The sequence below is a fragment of the Mycobacterium sp. NGS34 genome (assembly GCF_059812845.1).
The window spans coordinates 12,878-29,741 of the sequence record NZ_JCALDM010000006.1 but is presented as its reverse complement, the minus strand read 5'-3'; the positions used below and the strand labels follow the sequence as shown (position 1 = coordinate 29,741).

The 16,864-nt window shown below is 69.2% G+C and carries 20 protein-coding genes; 9 read left to right on the top strand and 11 right to left on the bottom strand.

Going from position 1 to position 16,864, the window contains the following annotated elements; all coding sequences use genetic code 11:
* Positions 1–121: 121 nt before the first annotated feature.
* Together AC5Y7V_RS16285 and AC5Y7V_RS16280 are read right to left on the bottom strand one after the other, a co-directional pair.
* Entirely contained in the window at positions 122–349 is a 228-nt protein-coding gene (locus tag AC5Y7V_RS16285) for a FitA-like ribbon-helix-helix domain-containing protein (RefSeq protein WP_499881076.1), read from the bottom strand.
* 202 nt (positions 350–551) lie between these two features.
* Positions 552–1,196, bottom strand: a complete 645-nt coding sequence (locus AC5Y7V_RS16280) for a TIGR03085 family metal-binding protein (protein ID WP_499881075.1) — start codon at positions 1,194–1,196, stop codon at positions 552–554.
* A gap of 34 nt (positions 1,197–1,230) precedes the next feature.
* On the opposite strand from AC5Y7V_RS16280, the gene AC5Y7V_RS16275 reads away from it, so the two are divergent.
* Positions 1,231–2,526 (top strand): alpha/beta hydrolase fold domain-containing protein, encoded by a 1,296-nt coding sequence (locus tag AC5Y7V_RS16275; RefSeq protein ID WP_499881074.1) that lies wholly within the window; start codon positions 1,231–1,233, stop codon positions 2,524–2,526.
* Here AC5Y7V_RS16275 and AC5Y7V_RS16270 read toward each other — a convergent pair.
* Complete coding sequence (locus AC5Y7V_RS16270) at positions 2,472–3,059, bottom strand: TetR/AcrR family transcriptional regulator (protein ID WP_499881073.1); 588 nt, start codon at positions 3,057–3,059, stop codon at positions 2,472–2,474. The genes AC5Y7V_RS16275 and AC5Y7V_RS16270 overlap by 55 nt on opposite strands.
* A 64-nt stretch (positions 3,060–3,123) precedes the next feature.
* Between AC5Y7V_RS16270 and AC5Y7V_RS16265 the strand changes: the two genes are divergently transcribed.
* Complete coding sequence (locus AC5Y7V_RS16265; protein WP_499881072.1) at positions 3,124–3,534, top strand: DUF1707 domain-containing protein; 411 nt, start codon at positions 3,124–3,126, stop codon at positions 3,532–3,534.
* 2 nt (positions 3,535–3,536) lie between these two features.
* A complete protein-coding gene (locus tag AC5Y7V_RS16260; RefSeq protein ID WP_499881071.1) occupies positions 3,537–4,301 on the top strand; it encodes an SDR family NAD(P)-dependent oxidoreductase in 765 nt (254 codons plus the stop codon).
* Here the strand turns inward: AC5Y7V_RS16260 and AC5Y7V_RS16255 are convergent.
* Positions 4,298–5,116 (bottom strand): lysophospholipid acyltransferase family protein, encoded by an 819-nt coding sequence (locus AC5Y7V_RS16255; protein ID WP_499881070.1) that lies wholly within the window; start codon positions 5,114–5,116, stop codon positions 4,298–4,300. The genes AC5Y7V_RS16260 and AC5Y7V_RS16255 overlap by 4 nt on opposite strands.
* Before the next feature lie 153 nt (positions 5,117–5,269).
* On the opposite strand from AC5Y7V_RS16255, the gene AC5Y7V_RS16250 reads away from it, so the two are divergent.
* On the top strand, positions 5,270–5,590 hold the full coding sequence (locus AC5Y7V_RS16250; RefSeq protein ID WP_499881069.1) for a hypothetical protein: 321 nt from the start codon (positions 5,270–5,272) through the stop codon (positions 5,588–5,590).
* Positions 5,591–5,639: 49 nt separating this feature from the next.
* Here the strand turns inward: AC5Y7V_RS16250 and AC5Y7V_RS16245 are convergent, their stop codons facing one another.
* From AC5Y7V_RS16245 to AC5Y7V_RS16230, 4 genes are read right to left on the bottom strand one after another with little or no spacing between them, the layout of a single operon-like run.
* Positions 5,640–6,119 carry a hypothetical protein gene (locus AC5Y7V_RS16245; RefSeq protein ID WP_499881068.1) on the bottom strand — a complete coding sequence of 160 codons (480 nt, stop codon included), beginning with the start codon at positions 6,117–6,119 and terminating at the stop codon, positions 5,640–5,642.
* A gap of 43 nt (positions 6,120–6,162) precedes the next feature.
* Entirely contained in the window at positions 6,163–6,597 is a 435-nt protein-coding gene (locus AC5Y7V_RS16240; RefSeq protein WP_499881386.1) for a protease inhibitor I42 family protein, read from the bottom strand.
* Positions 6,598–6,642: 45 nt separating this feature from the next.
* The gene (locus AC5Y7V_RS16235; protein WP_499881067.1) at positions 6,643–7,446 is read right to left on the bottom strand and encodes an SDR family oxidoreductase; all 804 of its coding nucleotides are present in this window, start codon (positions 7,444–7,446) and stop codon (positions 6,643–6,645) included.
* Positions 7,447–7,450: 4 nt separating this feature from the next.
* Positions 7,451–8,359 carry an RNA polymerase sigma-70 factor gene (locus tag AC5Y7V_RS16230; RefSeq protein ID WP_499881066.1) on the bottom strand — a complete coding sequence of 303 codons (909 nt, stop codon included), beginning with the start codon at positions 8,357–8,359 and terminating at the stop codon, positions 7,451–7,453.
* An 84-nt stretch (positions 8,360–8,443) separates the two neighbouring features.
* On the opposite strand from AC5Y7V_RS16230, the gene AC5Y7V_RS16225 reads away from it, so the two are divergent.
* From AC5Y7V_RS16225 to AC5Y7V_RS16215, 3 genes are all read left to right on the top strand, one after another.
* On the top strand, positions 8,444–9,496 hold the full coding sequence (locus AC5Y7V_RS16225) for a DUF5685 family protein (RefSeq protein ID WP_499881065.1): 1,053 nt from the start codon (positions 8,444–8,446) through the stop codon (positions 9,494–9,496).
* Positions 9,497–9,598: 102 nt separating this feature from the next.
* Complete coding sequence (locus tag AC5Y7V_RS16220; RefSeq protein WP_499881064.1) at positions 9,599–11,191, top strand: Na+/H+ antiporter; 1,593 nt, start codon at positions 9,599–9,601, stop codon at positions 11,189–11,191.
* A 9-nt stretch (positions 11,192–11,200) separates the two neighbouring features.
* Positions 11,201–12,352 (top strand): AAA family ATPase, encoded by a 1,152-nt coding sequence (locus tag AC5Y7V_RS16215; RefSeq protein WP_499881063.1) that lies wholly within the window; start codon positions 11,201–11,203, stop codon positions 12,350–12,352.
* A 36-nt stretch (positions 12,353–12,388) separates the two neighbouring features.
* On the opposite strand, the gene AC5Y7V_RS16210 is transcribed toward AC5Y7V_RS16215, so the two are convergent.
* Positions 12,389–12,802, bottom strand: coding sequence for a VOC family protein (locus AC5Y7V_RS16210; RefSeq protein WP_499881062.1), 414 nt, complete (start codon positions 12,800–12,802; stop codon positions 12,389–12,391).
* A 272-nt stretch (positions 12,803–13,074) separates the two neighbouring features.
* Between AC5Y7V_RS16210 and AC5Y7V_RS16205 the strand changes: the two genes are divergently transcribed.
* Together AC5Y7V_RS16205 and AC5Y7V_RS16200 are read left to right on the top strand one after the other, a co-directional pair.
* The gene (locus AC5Y7V_RS16205; protein ID WP_499881061.1) at positions 13,075–13,722 is read left to right on the top strand and encodes a TetR/AcrR family transcriptional regulator; all 648 of its coding nucleotides are present in this window, start codon (positions 13,075–13,077) and stop codon (positions 13,720–13,722) included.
* Positions 13,715–15,253 carry an FAD-dependent monooxygenase gene (locus AC5Y7V_RS16200; protein WP_499881060.1) on the top strand — a complete coding sequence of 513 codons (1,539 nt, stop codon included), beginning with the start codon at positions 13,715–13,717 and terminating at the stop codon, positions 15,251–15,253. The genes AC5Y7V_RS16205 and AC5Y7V_RS16200 overlap by 8 nt, the downstream gene beginning before the upstream one ends.
* On the opposite strand, the gene AC5Y7V_RS16195 is transcribed toward AC5Y7V_RS16200, so the two are convergent.
* Positions 15,224–15,889, bottom strand: a complete 666-nt coding sequence (locus AC5Y7V_RS16195; protein ID WP_499881059.1) for a maleylpyruvate isomerase family mycothiol-dependent enzyme — start codon at positions 15,887–15,889, stop codon at positions 15,224–15,226. The two genes, AC5Y7V_RS16200 and AC5Y7V_RS16195, sit on opposite strands and share 30 nt — an antisense overlap.
* Positions 15,886–16,836 carry an LLM class flavin-dependent oxidoreductase gene (locus tag AC5Y7V_RS16190; RefSeq protein WP_499881058.1) on the bottom strand — a complete coding sequence of 317 codons (951 nt, stop codon included), beginning with the start codon at positions 16,834–16,836 and terminating at the stop codon, positions 15,886–15,888. Before AC5Y7V_RS16190 ends, AC5Y7V_RS16195 begins: the two co-directional genes overlap by 4 nt.
* Positions 16,837–16,864: the final 28 nt, after the last annotated feature.

Below are 16,864 nucleotides of genomic sequence, written 5' to 3'. Positions count from 1 at the left end.
GGATTCCCGAATCGAGGGCGCAGATAACGCGCGTCAGCGGACGATCTCGATCCCACAATGCAGGCCCGAGGCACGTGAAAGGCGCGTATCGGCGGTGAGGAGTACGACCCCCAGCCTCGCGCTACAACCCACGTTCCGTCCGAATGTGCTCAACAGCGCCCTTGAAGGAAACCCGGCCGCCACGGTGACCGGCGACACGATCCAAAACTTCATCCAGCGTGGGCTGGCCCGCCTCTGCGATCAGACGGCTTCGAAGGTATTCCTGCAGGGACTGGTGCGCGCGGGCGGCCCGCTCACGCAGAACTCGGTAAGTGTCCTCCGGAACGTCTTTAATCTGCACCCTAGGCATGGCGCCATTATGGTGCGCCAACCAGCAAAAGAGCGGATCTGATTCCAAATCCCATGCGTCACAAGAAGTCAGGGATATGCCACCGTGCCCGCCTCTCAGCGACAACCGACGGCGTCGCCGGGATTTGTCGCTACGAGGCGGGCACAAAGGGTGCCGCCTCTTTTTCAGGGACGCCTGTGGCTGATGTGACTCAGCGCGCCCCTCACATACCAAAGTGCGTGCGACGCACCGCCGCAACCGCCTCGGGTGGCCCGCCCAACTCGACCTGTGCCGCCGCTTGCCGCCCAAAGAGATACAACAGCATCTCCCCCGGCGGCCCACTGAGCAAAGCCGACGGCGAGCCGGGCCGAACCGTCACCCGCTCATCACCACCCACCCACTCCACCTCGAGCCCACACCCCCGCAGCCGACGGCTCAAAAAGCGCCCCCCGCGGCGCACGTTTCGCCACAGCCCGACATCCAGGGCGGGCGCCAACGCACGAACCCCCAGCCCGTTGGCCCGCCGCACGTCCTCCTGGTGCACGAAGCATTCGTTGAGGTTCGCCATCTCGCGCACCCACTTCACGCGAAAGAACCCAATCGGCGGCCCGGACCGGATCCGCGCGACCAGCCCCGCAAAGTCCGAACGCGCCGCCAACGCGGCGCGACGCCGCTCGGCGAACCGCTCGAACGGGCCCGGCAGCACCATGCACGGGCCGGCGACGACATCGTGCTCCCGCAACACCAGGTGAGCCGCTAGATCGTGAGAAGTCCACCCGTCGAGCAGGGTGGGGACCGACGGCCCGAGCTCGTCGAAAAGATCGCACAGCTCACGGCGCTCTTGCGCATCCAGCGGGACGTCACCCACGAAGCCAAAGTTTACGAGCGGTTATGGTGACGAAATGCAGAAGGCTCGACTCGCCGACAACCTCCGGCAAGCAGCGTCCCTCGTGGTCACCGCGGTAACGGCCACGTCCACCCTCAATGCCTACCGCCCGCTGGCGCGCAAGGGTTTCCTGTCGCTGTACTCGTGGTTGTTCGGCATGATCGTCACCGAGCTGCCGCTGCAGACGATGGCCAGCCAGCTCGGCGGGCTGGCGCTCACGGCCCGCCGCCTGAACCGGCCGGTCCGAATCCTTGCCTGGCTCACGGCGGCCGTCTCGGCCCTCGGCCTCCTGAACTTCAGCCGCGCCGGCCACCAGGCCAACATCCCGCTGTCCAAGGCACTCGACGCCGGCCTGGGACCCAACAGGCGCACCGACTCGGCCGACCTGTGGCGCCGGCCGAAAGGCCCCGGCATCGCCAAGGCGCCCGGGCTGCTGCGCATGATGCGGGTCTACCGCGACTACGCCCACGACTCCAACATCAGCTACGGCGAATTCGGCAGCGCCAACCACCTGGACATCTGGCGACGCCCCGACCTCGACCCGAACGGCAAGGCGCCGGTCCTCTTCCAGATCCCCGGCGGCGCCTGGACGACGGGAAACAAACGCGGGCAAGCGCATCCGCTGATGAGCCACCTCGCCGAGCTCGGCTGGATCTGCGTGGCCATCAACTACCGGCATAGCCCGCGCAACACCTGGCCCGCCCACATCGTCGACGTCAAGCGCGCCCTCGCGTGGGTCAAGCAGCACATCGCCGAATACGGCGGCGACCCCGATTTCATTGCCATCACCGGCGGTTCGGCCGGCGGCCACCTGTCGTCCCTGGCGGCGCTGACACCCAACTACCCCGAGTTCCAACCGGGATTCGAGGACGCCGACACCCGAGTGCAGGCGGCCGTGCCGTTCTACGGGATCTACGACTTCACCCGCCTCGACGACTCGCTGCACGCGATGATGCCCGGGCTGCTCATCAAATCGATCATCAAGCAAAAGCCCTCGACGCATCTCGAGACATACAAGGCCGCATCGCCGATCCACCACGTAAACCCCGATGCTCCACCGTTTTTCGTGCTGCACGGCACGAACGACTCGCTGGCCCTCGTCGAGCAGGCCCGCGACTTCACCAGCAAGCTGCGCGAAGTCAGCAACCAGCCCGTCGTGTACGCCGAATTGCCTTACACCCAGCACGCTTTCGACATCTTCGGCTCGGCCCGCGCGGTGCACGCCGCGGTCGCCGTCGAGCAGTTCCTGGCCGAGGTCTACGTGAGCACCCGGGCCACCACTCCTGCGACCATGGCCGCCGGATCTTCCTGAATCCCGACCGCGCTCAGCTCGCCGCCGATGGCGAGCGACGCGACGCCGTGCACCAGTGACCACAGCGGCGCGGCAACCGCACGCGCATCGGCACCGTCGACGACCCCCGTGAGCGCGTCCACCAGGTCGCCGAACGCCTGCTCGCCCGCGATCGCCAAACCGGGGTGGTCCGCCTTGCCGATGTCGGCGCCGAACATCACCCGGTAGTGGTCCGGATGGGCGACGGCCCAGCGCACATACGTCCGGCCGAGCTCGACCACGCGGGCCTTCGGCTCCGTTTCGGGCACCGCGACCAGCGCGGCGTGCAATTCGCGAAAGCCCTGCTCGGCGACGGTGGCCAGCAGCGCGGCCTTGTCGGCGAAGTGCCGGTACGGGGCCGCGGCGCTGACGCCGGCGCGCCGCGCCGCCTCGGTCAGCGTGAAGCCCTTCGGCCCCTTCTCGGCCACCAGTGACAGCGCGGCGCTGGTCAGCGCCCTTTTCAGGTCGCCATGGTGGTAGCTGTCGCGCCGCGCAGAAGTGCTCGAACGTGCCATGTTGACGACATTAACATTCCGTACTATGTTAATGCTATTCACATCCCCACGAAGGACCGGAACCATGACAACCACCACCATCGCCCGGGCCGGCGACCGCGACCGGCAGAGGACCGCCACGAACCTGGGCCAGGCGCTCGCGCAGGGCTACCTGGAGCTCGACGAGTACGACCGGCGGCTGCAAACCGCGTATCAGACCCGGACCGCCGGGGAGCTCAGGCAGCTCGTCGCCGACCTGCCGCTGCATCGCATCCGGCGCGCCGACCCGCGCCGCCGCGCCGCCGCCGCGCGAATGGCCCGCGCGAGCGTGCGCATCCACCTCGCCGCGTTCGTCGCGATGACTACGGTCGTTCTCACCATCTGGGCGGCGACGGGCGTGACATACTTCTGGCCGATCTGGCCGATCCTCGGGACCGCGGTCGGCTTCGTCAGCCACGCCCTGGCCGTCCGCCCGATCACGAAAAAAGGTGTCTAGCAATGTCTATCGCCGTCATCACCGGCGCCAGCTCCGGGCTGGGCGCGATCTTCGCCGACCAACTCGCCCAACGCGGCCACAGCCTCGTGCTCGCCGGCCGCGACGAGAACCGCCTCAAGGCGGTGGCGCAACGCATCAACGGGGACGCCGAACTCGTCGTCGGCGACCTCGGGACCGACGAAGGCACCGACGACCTCATCGCCCGCCTGGCGGGCAAGGACGTCGACATCCTGGTCAACAACGCCGGATTCGGCACCTACGGCCCGTTCGCGGAGGTCGACGCGCACCGCGAGCACGAGCTGGTCGCCGTCAACGTCGACGCCCTGGTGCGGCTGACCCACGCCGTGCTGCCGGGCATGCTGGCCCGCGGGCGCGGCGGCATCCTGAATGTGGCCTCCACCATCGCCTTTCAGCCCGGTCCGTATCAGGCCACCTACGGCGCCTCCAAGGCGTTCGTGCTGTCGCTCAGCCAGGCTCTGTGGGCCGAGACCCGGAAATCCGGTGTCACCGTGACGGCGCTGTGCCCCGGCGCCACCCGCACCGGGTTCGTCGATGCGCTCGGCGAGGACGTCTCGCACACCGCGGTCTATCGGCGCCTCGCGGCGCCCGAACCCGTCGTCGCCGCCGGGCTGAAAGCCTTGGACAAGGGGCGCGCCGTCGTCGTGCCCGGGTGGCGCAACCGGTTCACGTCCACCTTCGCGCGACTGGGACCGAGCTCGATCTCGGCGCGCGTGGCCGGCCGGATGCTGCAGCCCACGAAGGCCTAGCCGAAGATCGGGAAGCGGCGCTTGGCCGCCAGCGCGTCGAGGCCCTTCTGCATCAGCCCGCGCACCAGCGCGTCGAGGTGCTCGACGTCGGCGGCCCCGCCGAATTCGGTGGCGACGTCGATCGGCTCCAAGACCTCGGTGACGATCTTGGTGGGCAGGGGAACGTTGACCGGGGCGAGGACGCTCAGCCCGAACGGCCACCCGAAAGTTATTGGCAGGATGTCGGTTCGGAAGTGCTTTTGCTCGAACTTGGCGAGCCGCAGCAGCCGCGACAGCCAGGTGCCGCGGCTCAGGTACAGCTGGCCTTCCTGCCCGCCGATCGATACCGCCGGGACGATCGGCACCCCCGCCTCCACGGCCGTGCTGACATAACCGGTCCGGCCACCGAAGTTGATGACGTTCTCGCGCATGCTCGGCCGGTACACGTCGAAATCGCCGCCCGGGAACACCAATACGACGGCGCCGGACGCCAATGCGTTGGCGGCGTTTTCGCGCGTCGCCCGAATCACCCCGGTGCGGTTGAGGAATTCGCCGGCGACCCCGCCGAATAACGTGTCGAACCCCAGCGCATACAGCGGACGCTCGTAACCGTATTTGTCGTAATAGTCGACGGCGAACACCGAGAGGTCGAACGAGGTCAGGCCGCCGGAATGGTTCGACACCACCAGCGACGGGCCGGCCGGGATATTGTCCAGGCCGCGCACCTCGGATCGGAAATAGTGCTTGACGATCGGGCGGGTCAGCGCGACGACGTGTTCGGTCAGGCCGCGATCCCATTTGTCGATGTCGGTCGAATCGGCATGGCTGACGCTCATACCCCGATCCTCAGCCGACCGCAAGCCGGCGAATAGGGCATTTGGTCTGTTCCGCGAAACTCGCGACCAAAAAAGTGTCCGACCCGAGGTGGGTTCGCGCTCCTACCTATGACAGCGGCTCATCCGGAGCGGCTTCAACCACCAGGGGAGAACATGACCAGCATCAGCACCGCACGACCCGCGGCACTCACCACGCTCGCCCTCGCGGCCGGCGCCCTAGCCATCACCGCGATCGGATTTTCACCCGCCGCCCAGGCGGAGACGATCGAGCACTCCTGCACAACCAATCCGGGGGCGTACGCCGCCGGCGGGGTGCGCGGCGTCTACAGCACGAAAAGAGTCGGCAACGACCGGGAAGAAATTTGTTCGGTGTACGACGCACACGGCAAGCTGCTCACCCAGTACACCAAGCCCGACTACGGTTTCTACGACCGACGGGCCAACGTGCCGCCTGGTGCGACCTCGGTGCAGTAACCACTGCTGATCCCGGTCGACCCGTCACCTTCCGTGGGTGGCGGGCCGGCTAAGGCTTGGGACGCACCCCGGCGGCGCGGTACACGAATATCGGGTCGACCCGAAAACGCAGCGACGTGGTGGGCAGCTTTTCCAGCACATCGGCGGGGATCTTTTTCCGATAGTTCAGCTTCATCGAGCCGGAAAAGGCGGGATCGACTCCGTGCAAGTCGATTTCGATCCGCAGCCCTTTCTCGGTGATGGTCGCCCGCGCCGGTCCCTTGTCGCTGTCCCATGAGCAATCGATGGAACGCAGGTTGGGGTCCGCGCGAACCGGGAACGTGGCGACCACCCGCGCGTTGCTGAAGCCGAAGCCGCCCGTGTAGCGGGCCACGCCGGTGGCCGAAAAGACGCCCGGCACGTGGCCGCTGAAGTGCCGGCTTACCCCGACCTTGCCGGCGGTGAAGATGACGCCCTCGGCGTCGAGTTCTTCGCGCAGTGGCGCGGGCAGCTTGCCGATCTCGGACCAATTGCGAAGAAAGCCAAACACAGTCAAGACCGTAGCGGGACGCGCACTTGTTTGCCAGCGACGTTTACTGCACCGTCACATTGGCCGTGTAAGTGCACGCCGTTTTGGAGTCCTTGCCGACGATGCTCGAGTACGCGGTGGTGATCGTGGTCTTCCCGGGCTTCAGCGCCGTGAACGTCCACACCTCCGTGCCCGCCGCCCCCAGCGCGTCGGACGTCGGTTGCACGTACGCGTGACTGGTTTGCTTCACGATCGTCGGATCGCCGATCTTGGTGTTGATCGCCCACCGGTACGGGGTGGTGTAGTTCGAGCCCAACCGCACGGTCAGCGTGTTGCCGACCCCCAGCGTGACGTCCTGCGTGATGGCGTTCTGCTTCAGCACGTCGCCCATCGCGACCTCGAGGGTGTGGCTGGTCGGAGGGTTGCGGGACGCGAAATGGCAGCCCATCAACGTCGATGAAACGAGTATCGCGACGGTCACCAAAAGCCTGATCTTCACGACGGTCATCGCCCCCCATTATGACCCGCCGCCGAGCGAACGTTATTAGACGAACGTTAGCCCGCGCGGCAAGTACGCGCGGATGGCGTCGCGGTACGGCAGGTCGCCGGCGGCGATGTGTTCACGCAGGTACTTCTCGAAGGTGATCGTGCCGTCGGCGTGCTCCGGAGCCAGCAGCCCGCCATCGCGGATCCCGCCGAACACCTTGCCGGGCAACCGAATCGGGGCGATGGGCCGGCGCTTGCCGGCGATCGTCAGGTAGCCGCGGGCGAGGTCGTCGAGCGTGCGCGGCTGCGGGCCGCCGAAATCCGGCGCCCGCCCGATCGGCTCGCCGAGCGCCAGGTCCGCCAACCGGGCACCCACGTCGCGCACGTCGACGGGTTGGAACCTCAGGCCCGACGGCAGCGCCAGCACCGGCGGTTTCGACAGCATGCGCAACAGGAACGCGATCAGGTCGTGAAACTGGGTGGCCCGCAGCACCGTCCACGGCACGCCCGACTCGGCGATGGTGCGCTCGTTGGCCAGCATCGTGCGATAGAGGGCAAAGGGAATGCGGTCGATTCCGACGATCGAGACGTAAACCAGATGCGGCGTGCCCGCCCGCTTCGCCGCCGCCACCAGCTCCTCGGCGGGATAGACGCAATGCACGATCGCGTCGACGCCGTCCACCGCCGCGTCCAGCCCCGCGCCGGATTGCACATCCCCGACGACATGCTCGACGTCGGACCGCTGGTGCCGCCGTCGGCCGCGGCTCACCACGCGGACCTCCTTGCCCGCCGCCGTCAGACGGTCGACGACGACGCGCCCCACGGTCCCGGTCCCGCCGGTTACCAGAATTCGATTCGCCATGCCCCTATGAACCGGGCAGGCCCGCCGGATGTGACAACTGCTCGGCGAGGAATCGCAATTTGTCGGGATTGGCCATCACCCGCAGGGCCGCTATCCGCTCCCCCGCGATCTCGAAGCACAGGACACCGGCCAGGCCGTCGCCGTCGAACGCCAGCATCGCCGGCTCGCCGTTGACCTCGGCGACCTCGAGGCGCATCGACGTCGGCCCCATGTTCTTGCTGAACACGCGCGCCACGTAGTAGGCCATCCGGTCGCGGCCCGAAATGACGCGCCGGGCCGCCCCGACCTTGCCGCCGCCGTCGGCCGTCGACGTCACGTCGTCGGTCAGGATCTCGACGAGCCCGTCGACGTCGCCGGCGCGGGCGGCGGTGAAGAAGCGGTCGACGAGGCGACGCCACTGCCCCCGGTCCGGGTGGAACCGCCGCCGGGGCTCGCCCAGCCGCTCCTTCGCCCGCCGGTAGAGCTGGCGGGCGTTGGCCTCCGACGTCTGCAGGATCTCGGCGATCTCGAAATGGCTGTAGCCGAACGCTTCTCGCAGGACGAACGCCGCGCGCTCGGTCGGGCCGAGCCGCTCCATCAGGCTCAGCAGCGCGATCGACACCGACTCGCGCTGTTCGGCGGTCTCGAGCGGGCCGAGCGCCCGCTCGTCGGTAAGCACCGGCTCGGGCAGCCACGGGCCCGGATAGACCTCGCGGCGGGCACGCGCCGACGTGAGCCGGTTGAGGCACAGGTTCGTGGTCACCGTGGTGAGCCAGGCCGGCAGCGATTCGATTGCCTCCGCGTCGGCGGCGTGCAGTCGCAGGTACGCGTCCTGCACCGCGTCTTCCGCCTCGCTCGCCGACCCCAGCAGCCGGTACGCCAGCCAGAACAGGCGGGGCCGCTGGGACTCGAAGTCCTGCGCGACGTCGGTCACCCTGCCAGACTGCCACGCGGCGGTGGAACCCGTGGCACGGCGTTTTGCGGCGCGCGTTTGCTGAACCTCGGGTAGCTTCTGTGCATGTTTGGCATCATCCGGCCCTGCCGTCACCGACTTGGCGGCGAGCTCGCGGACGCCTGGCGAGCCCAGTTGTGTGGATTGTGTCTGGCGCTGCGCGACGACTACGGCCAGGTCGCGCGGATCGCCACCAACTACGACGGGCTGGTGGTCTCCTTGCTGGTCGAGGCGCAGTCGGCCGCCGAGCCGACGCGCCGCAAGGCCGGCCGATGCCCGCTGCGCGGCATGAAGCGCGCCGACGTCGCCACCGGTGATTGCGTGCGGCTGGCCGCGGTGGTCTCGCTGGCCCTGGCCGCCGCGAAGGTGCGCGACCACGTCGACGACCGCGACGGCATGGTCGGCGCGGCCGGGGTTCGCCCGGCGGCGCGGCGCATCGCCGAACGCTGGGTGCGCCAGGGCGCCGACGCCGGGCACACCCTGGGCTTCGACACCGGCGTGCTCGTCGCGGCGATCGACCGCCAGACCGCGCTCGAAGCGTCCGCCGGCCCGGGCAGCCCGCTGCTGGCGGTGACCGAGCCCACCGAGACCGCCGTCGCCGAAGCCTTCGCGCACACCGCCGTGCTGGCCGGGCGCCCCGGCAACGCCGCCCCGCTGCGCGAGATCGGGCAGCTGTTCGGCCGGGTGGCGCACCTGCTCGACGCCGTCGAGGACTACCGCGACGACGTCGCGCACGGCAAGTGGAACCCGTTGGCCGCCAGCGCAACCCCCATCGAAGCGGCCCGCGCCCTGTGCGACGACGCGGCCCTGGGGATCGAGCTCGCGCTGGCCGACGTCGAATTCACCGACGGGCGCCTGCCCCATCGGCTGCTGACCGGCGAGGTGCGCCGCGCCATCAAGCGCACCTTCAGCCACGCCGGCTACACCGCGCAGAGCGGGACGCCGCGCGGCCAGCAGGAACCCATCAACTTCGGCAACCAGCCCGGTTCCTTCGAGCCGACGGACGAGGGCGAAACCCCTAACCCCGGGAAACGCAAGAAGGGCGGCGGCGACTCGGGCTGCTGGTGCTGCTGCGAAGGCTGCGACTGCTGCTGCGACGACTGCTGCTGCGATTGTTAGGTGGGCCCGGCCACGTTCGCCTTCCGCTGAAGGTGGCCGTGGGACGGGTGTGACCCAAACCCCAACCGGCGCAAGTCGTACCCGTCCGGCAGGATTGGGCAGGTGTTTGGCCTCGTCCTGATCGTCGCGCTCGTCTCCACCGTCATCGTGGGGACGGTCATCGGCCGGCGCTACCGCGTGGGTCCCCCCGTGCTGCTCATCTCGCTCGGCGCGCTGCTGGGCCTCATCCCCAGCTTCGGCCACGTGCACGTCGACGGCGAGGTCGTGCTGCTGCTGTTCCTGCCCGCGATCCTCTACTGGGAGGGCATGAACACCAGCTTCCGCGAGATCCGCGCCAACGCGCGTGTCATCGTCTTGCTCAGCATCGCCCTGGTGATCGCCACCGCGGCGGCGGTGTCGTGGACGGCGCGATCGCTGGGCATGGACCCCCACGCGGCCGGCGTCCTGGGCGCCGTGCTGTCCCCCACCGACGCCGCCGCTGTGGCCGGCCTGGCGAAAAAGCTGCCGCGCCGGCAGCTGACTGTCCTGAAGGCCGAGAGCCTCATCAACGACGGCACCGCGCTGGTGCTGTTCGCCGGCAGCGTCACCGTGGCGGTCGGCGGGTCCGCCATCACCCCGCTCGAAGTGAGCAGCCGATTCGTCCTTTCCTACCTCGGCGGCATCGTCGCCGGGCTGTTGGTCGGTGGGCTGGTGGTGCTGGCGCGCAAGCGAATCGACGCGCCGCAGGAGGAAGGGGCCATGAGCCTGCTGACGCCGTTCGCGGCGTTCCTGCTGGCCCAGGCGTTCGACTGCAGCGGCGTGGTCGCGGTCATGGTGTCGGCCCTGGTCCTCGCCTACGCCGGGCCGGTGGTGATCCGGGCCCGTTCCCGCCTGGCGGCGTTCGGGTTCTGGGACATCGCGACGTTCCTGCTCAACGGCTCGCTGTGGGTGTTCGTCGGCGTGCAGATTCCGGGCGCGCTGCACGGCATCTCCCATGTCGACGGGGGCCTTCGCCACGCCGCCTACATCGCCCTGGCCGTCACCGGTGTGGTGATCGCCTCCCGCATCGTGTGGGGTGAAATCACCACCGGCCTGATTCGCCTCATCGACCGCCGCGAGGCCCAGCGCCAGCGCCGCGCCCCCTGGCGCCAGCGTTTCGTGATCGCCTGGGCGGGCTTCCGCGGGGCCGTGTCGCTCGCCGCGGCGCTGGCCGTCCCGGCCACCACACTGAACGGCAAACCCTTCCCGGACCGCAGCCTGCTCATCTTTATCGTGACCTTCGTAATCCTGGTCACCGTCCTAGTCCAGGGCAGCACACTGCCCGCGGTGGTTCGCTGGGCCAAGATGCCCGACGACCTCACGTACGTCCAGGAATTGGAACTGGCCCGATGCCGGGGCAGTCAAGCCGCCCTCGCCGCGCTGCCGACGGTCGCCGACGAGGTCGGCATCAGCGATGAGCTGCGGCGACGGCTGGAGAAGGAATACGAAGAGAAGGCCGCGCTCACGCTGGCCACCGAGGGTGATTCGGCCGACAGTCATCTCATCAATAAGAAGGAAAAGGTGCGGCAGGTGCGCCTGGGCGTGCTCGAACACAAGCGGCGCGAAATCACCGGCATGCGCAACCAGAACCTCATCGACGACATCGTGCTGCGCGAGTTGCAGAACGAGATGGACCTCGAGGAAGTCCAACTTCTCGACGCCGCCGACGACGAGTAGAGGCGCCTCGTGTTGCAGACCGTCGCCATCCGCGGATACCGGTCGCTCCGCGAGGTGATCGTGCCGCTGGGGCGGTTGTCCATCGTCACCGGGGCCAACGGCGCCGGGAAGTCGTCGCTGTACCGCGCGCTGCGGCTGCTGGCCGATTGCGGCCGCGGCGAGGTGATCGGCTCGCTCGCCCGTGAGGGCGGGCTGCAATCGGTGCTGTGGGCCGGTCCCGAGCAACTCGGGGGCGCCCGCCGCACCGGCAAGGCGCAGGGCACGGTGCGCACCCGGCCAATTTCGCTCGAAATGGGCTTCGCGGCAGACGATTTCGGCTACCTCGTGGACCTCGGCATCCCGCAGATGGCGGGAATTCAGTCGGCCTTCGGCCGTGATCCCGAGATCAAGCGCGAAGCGGTGTTCGCCGGGCCTGTGCCGAGGGCCGCGACCACCCTGGTGCGCCGCACCCGGAATCTCGCGGAGGTCAGCGCGGGCCGCGGGTTCGACGAGCTCAGCCGCTCGCTGCCGTCGTATCGCAGCGTGCTGGCCGAGTACGCCAACCCGCACGCGCTGCCCGAACTCGCGGCCGTGCGCGAGCGGCTGCGCGGCTGGCGCTTCTACGACGGCTTCCGCGTCGACGCGGGAGCGCCCGCGCGGCAGCCACAGGTCGGCACCCGCACCCCGGTGCTGTCCGACGACGGCCACGACCTGGCCGCCGCGATCCAGACCATCATCGAGGCGGGATTCGACGACCTGGCCCGCACCGTCGCCGACGCATTCGACGGCGCCACCGTCTCGGTCGCCGCCCACGACGGGGTGTTCGACCTCCAGCTTCGGCAGCGCGGCATGCTGCGCCCGCTGCGGGCGGCCGAATTGTCCGACGGCACATTGCGATTCCTGCTCTGGGCCGCCGCGCTGCTCAGCCCGCAGGCGCCCTCGCTGATGGTGCTGAACGAACCCGAGACCTCCCTGCACCCGGACCTGGTGCGACCGCTCGGCTCGCTGATCCGCGCGGCCGCCGCGCAGACGCAGGTTGTGGTGGTCACCCATTCGCGCGCGCTGCTCGAGGCCACCGGCGACGACACCGTCGAAATCGAGCTCTACAAGGAGTGGGGCGAGACCCGCATCGTCGGCCAGGGCCTGCTGACGACCCCGCCCTGGGAATGGGGCAAGCGCTGACGACAAAGGCTACGACCTGCGGAAGCGCTTTCTCGTTTACGAATGCATCATTGGCACATAAGAGATGCCGATGATCGTGCCCTCGATGGACTGCAGTCGAGCGACGGTTTGTCCCCACGGCTCGGTGCGTGCGTCGTGCAGCAGCGTGAAGCCCTTCTGCTTCAACTCGTCCGCTGCGACCTGGACGGTGTCGGCCGCCGCGACCTCGAACTCGACGCTGGCCTGCGGCACCGGTCGCTCAACTGGCCAGTCGGGCGTGCCAAAACACGCTTGCGCAGCCTGGGTCAGGGGCCAAACGCCGAAGGACTTGCAACCGCCGATGTCTTCGCTGTGGAGGTAGCCGTCTCCTTCCGCGGTCAGCGGCAGGCCAAGCGCGTCCACGTACAACTTGCGGCTGTCGGCCGGCTCAGGGGTGATCACTGCAACGCTCGCGATGAATTGCACCTCCATGGCGTCGTCCCCTTCCAACGCGAATCCGACTGATGCCGATCATGGCATCCGGCCGCGACATCTCAGGCTACGAACTCCGAAGCGGTCTCGCGAGCCGAGCCGCCTCACTATCCCGGGAGCGGGTGATGACATCCGAATTGCGTGACGGCACAATCAGATTCTGGCTTTAGGGCTGCGGCGTTGAGTCCGCGGGCGAGAGCCTGGGGAAGGCGTTAGAAATTGCCCGCCAGGCAATCTTGCCCACTGGGCAATTTTCCCGTACGTTGGTCCCCATGACCGCCCCGTCCCCCGGGCTGCGCGAGCGCAAAAAGGCCGACACCCGGCGCGCGCTCAGCGACGCCGCGTTGAACCTGGCGTTCGAACGCGGGCTGGAAAACGTCACGCGCGACGAGATCGCCGGCCTGGCCGGGGTATCGCTGCGCACGTTCAACAACTACTTCAGCGGCAAGTACGAGGCGCTGGCCTACCGGCAGACCGAACGGATGCGCCGCGGCATCGAGACGCTTCGCCAGCGCCCCGCCGACGAACCGCTGTGGACGGCGCTCACCCACGCGGTGCTCACACCGCTGGAAGAGGACTTCGACGATTTCTACGGCGCCGAAAGTCAAGCGCCGAACCGCAGCGGTCTCGTCGAGGTCCGCAAGCTGCTGATGAACCCGCAGGTACGTAATGCGTTGCCGCAGGACCTCTTTGACGAGTGGCTCGCCGCCGTGGCCGAACGCACCGGCACCGACCCCGAACGCGACCTGTACCCCCGGCTGGTGGTGGCCGTCGTGCGCGCCGTCGGCGACGCAGCGGCCGAGGCCTACGTGCGGGCGGACCCGCCCGTCGCCATCACGAAGTTGATCCGCGACGGCCTGGCTGCCGTCGCCGCGGGATTGCCCGAGCCCGCCAAGCGCAAGGAGGCCCGCCGTGGCTGACGAGAACGCCGACATCGTCATCGCGGGCGCCGGCCCCAACGGCCTGATGCTGGCCTGCGAGCTGGCGCTGGCCGGCGTCCGGCCCGTCGTGCTGGACGGCTTGCCCGGGCCCAGCGCCGAGCCGAAGGCCAACGGCCTTGTCGGGCAGGTGGTTCGGATGCTCGACATGCGTGCGCTGTATCGGGAGTTCACCGGCGACGAGAACCCCCCGCAACCCGCCTACGGCTGGATCTTCGCGGCCATGACTTTGAACTTCCTCGGCATGCCAGACAACCCGATGTATGCGCTGCCCATGCAACAGCCCCGACTGGTGCGGATGCTGGAGAAGCGGGCGCGCGACCTTGGGGTGGACCTGCGCTGGGGGCACGAGCTCACCGGTCTGCGCCAGGAGCCCGAATCCGTTGAGGCGGGGGTGAGTTCACCCGAGCGCGAGTACCGCATCGCATCGCGGTATCTGGTCGGTGCCGACGGTGGACGGAGCCTGGTGCGCAAGACCGTGGGCATCGACTTTCCCGGCCACACGTCGGAGACCGTCGGCCGGCTCGCGCACGTGCAGATCCCCGACGAGCTGCGCCGCGCCGACGGCAGCATCGACATCCCGGGCTTCGGCATGCTCCGGTTCGGCCACACACGGCTGGACACCGGCGGGGTGATCTACGCCGAGTTCGAACCGGGCCGCTCGCTGTTCGGCACCATCGAATTCTCGCCGCCGGTCGAGGACGAACCGATGAGCCTGGCCGAGCTCCGCGAAAGCGCGCGCCGGGTCCTCGGTGTTGACGTCCCATTCGGCGAACCCAAAGGCCCTGGGCCACATGCCCTGCGCCGGATCAACGGGCAGAACACGCGCCTGGCGGAGCACTACCGCGACGGGCGGGTCCTGCTGCTCGGCGACGCCGCCCATGTGCACAGCGCCATGGGCGGGCCGGGCCTGAACCTCGGGCTGCAGGACGCCCTCAACCTCGGCTGGAAGCTCGCCGCGCAGCTCAACGGGTGGGCTCCCCCCGCACTGCTCGATACCTACGAGTCCGAGCGCCACCCGGTGGGCGAGCGCGTGATGATGCAGTCAATGGCCCAGACCGCCCTCATGGCGCCAGGGCCCGAAGTCGCCGCGCTGCGAACGCTTTTGGGCGAACTGTTCGCCATCCCCGACGCCGCCCGGCACATGGCGAAACTGCTGGCCGGCAACGACGTCCGCTACGACGTGGGCGACGGCCACCCGCTCTCTGGCTGGCCCGTGCCCGAACTCACCCTCGACGACGGCCGGCGCGTGGCCGAGCTGCTGCACGACGCCCGCCCGGTCCTAATCGACCTCGACGGCGGCGTCGGCGGCGCGGCGCGCGGTTGGCGGGATCGGGTCGACGTCATCGAGGCGACCGCCTCCGATCGGCCCGCCGCGGCGCTGCTGCTCCGCCCCGATGGATACGTTGCGTGGGCGGCGGACGATTTCGGGTCAGACGAGCAAGCAAGCCTGCGCGCCGCGCTCGAAAGGTGGTTCGGGCCCTCAGCGAAAGATGTTGACGCTGCCGGGTAGCCGCAGGCGAGCGGGATCGCACCTCCCGGTGGCGGCGAGCAGAAAGTCGTGCGCCGCCATGCCGGTCTCCTCGGCGAACCGCTCGGCCGAGGCACCTAACACCCGGGCAATCGCCGGTTCCGCGGCGGCGGCGTCATCGCGCAGCAGGGCGCCGAGCACGAAGTCGAGGCCGGCGCGCAGGCCCGGCCCGTCGTCGTGCGGCAGACCGAGCGCATAACGGATGTCGTCGCCGTGCACGTACGCGTCGTTCAGCAGCGCGTGCACGCCCTGGCCGAGCGTGAGCCCCGCCACCGGGCTGGGCGCCGACCAGGCCGCGTCGTCGAACGCCGCGGCAAGGCTCGCAACCGAATCCGCCGCGGCACGCAGCCGCGCCGCCAGCGCGGCCGGGGATTCGACACGCAGCGCCGCCGCCTGATCGTCGGGCGTGCGGGTGCCGATCGCGCCGCTGACCGTGTCGACCACCTGGCCCACCACGTGGCCGGCGACGTCGCGCACCTCCCAGCCGACGCAGCGGGTTTCACGCGCCCACTCCGATGCACCCAGGGCGCCAATGAGTTCGGCGAAGCATCGGTATTCGTCGACAAGGCCCGCAAAGGTCGCGGCTCGATCGGGCCCCGGCCGCTCGATCGTGGTCATCGCAACGACTCCGCCACGGTCCGCAGCTGGCGCAACTGCTCGACGAACCCGCCAGGGCCGAGGACGGCTATCCGGCAGACCAGATGCCGCGCGCCGGCATCGATATAGCTCGCCAGCCGGGCGGCGACGGCGTCGGGCGTCCCCGCCGCGAAAGTCTGGATCTGCTCGACGGCGTCGATGCCAAAACCGTAGGTCTGGGAACAGAAATGATCCAGAGTAGCCCGGCCACCGTCGGCGTCATCGGTGATCAGCACGGTGACGAACAGCGCCGGCGTCACGACGTCGGCGGAGCGACCCGCACCCTCGGCCGCGGCCCGCACCTCGGCCAGGCCGGACGAATAGCCCTGCGGCGTCGGAGGATACGGCAGCCACCCGTCGTAGAGGCGGCCGGCGCGGGCCCGCGCGCCCGGCGTGTCGGCGGCCAGCCACACCGGCGGGTCGGACGCGGAGAACGGCGTGATGCCGGCCGGGACATTGTCGAGATGCAACACGGCCCCGTGAAACGAACTGGGCTCCTTGGTGTTCCACAGTTGACGCCACAGCGCGACGGTGTCGTCGAGGCGCGCGAAGCGTCGGCGCCAGGGAACCTCGGAGGCGGCGTACTCCACCTCGGACAGGCCGGGGAAGCCGGCGCCGACGGCCACCGCCAACCGGCCGCCCGACAGCCGGTCGATGGAGGCGAGGACCTGCGCCGTCTGCACCGGTCGCCGCAGCACCGGCTGCAGGGCGGCGGTGCCCAGCGTGATCCGATCGGTCACTGCGGCCGCCGCCGAGAGAAACGTCAGCGCTTCGATGCGCGGGCGCACCAACGAGTCGTTCGCCCACAGCGAGTCGAACCCCAGATCCTCGACGGCGCGGGCGAAGTCGAGGAGCCGGCGCAGGTCAGCACCGGCCCAGGGTTCGGCGGCCAGAGGCGGCATCACACCGAAGCGAAGTGGCTGATTCATACGGTGATCGTGTCGCCGGAGCTGACGC

Excerpts from the sequence above, each read along its gene's own strand:
- AC5Y7V_RS16285 (WP_499881076.1), bottom strand. The coding sequence starts at position 349 with ATGCCTAGGGTGCAGATTAAAGACGTTCCGGAGGACACTTACCGAGTT.
- AC5Y7V_RS16275 (WP_499881074.1), top strand. The coding sequence starts at position 1,231 with ATGCAGAAGGCTCGACTCGCCGACAACCTCCGGCAAGCAGCGTCCCTC.
- AC5Y7V_RS16270 (WP_499881073.1), bottom strand. The coding sequence starts at position 3,059 with ATGGCACGTTCGAGCACTTCTGCGCGGCGCGACAGCTACCACCATGGC.
- AC5Y7V_RS16265 (WP_499881072.1), top strand. The coding sequence starts at position 3,124 with ATGACAACCACCACCATCGCCCGGGCCGGCGACCGCGACCGGCAGAGG.
- AC5Y7V_RS16260 (WP_499881071.1), top strand. The coding sequence starts at position 3,537 with ATGTCTATCGCCGTCATCACCGGCGCCAGCTCCGGGCTGGGCGCGATC.
- AC5Y7V_RS16255 (WP_499881070.1), bottom strand. The coding sequence starts at position 5,116 with ATGAGCGTCAGCCATGCCGATTCGACCGACATCGACAAATGGGATCGC.
- AC5Y7V_RS16250 (WP_499881069.1), top strand. The coding sequence starts at position 5,270 with ATGACCAGCATCAGCACCGCACGACCCGCGGCACTCACCACGCTCGCC.
- AC5Y7V_RS16235 (WP_499881067.1), bottom strand. The coding sequence starts at position 7,446 with ATGGCGAATCGAATTCTGGTAACCGGCGGGACCGGGACCGTGGGGCGC.
- AC5Y7V_RS16225 (WP_499881065.1), top strand. The coding sequence starts at position 8,444 with ATGTTTGGCATCATCCGGCCCTGCCGTCACCGACTTGGCGGCGAGCTC.
- AC5Y7V_RS16210 (WP_499881062.1), bottom strand. The coding sequence starts at position 12,802 with ATGGAGGTGCAATTCATCGCGAGCGTTGCAGTGATCACCCCTGAGCCG.
- AC5Y7V_RS16205 (WP_499881061.1), top strand. The coding sequence starts at position 13,075 with ATGACCGCCCCGTCCCCCGGGCTGCGCGAGCGCAAAAAGGCCGACACC.
- AC5Y7V_RS16195 (WP_499881059.1), bottom strand. The coding sequence starts at position 15,889 with ATGACCACGATCGAGCGGCCGGGGCCCGATCGAGCCGCGACCTTTGCG.
- AC5Y7V_RS16190 (WP_499881058.1), bottom strand. The coding sequence starts at position 16,836 with ATGAATCAGCCACTTCGCTTCGGTGTGATGCCGCCTCTGGCCGCCGAA.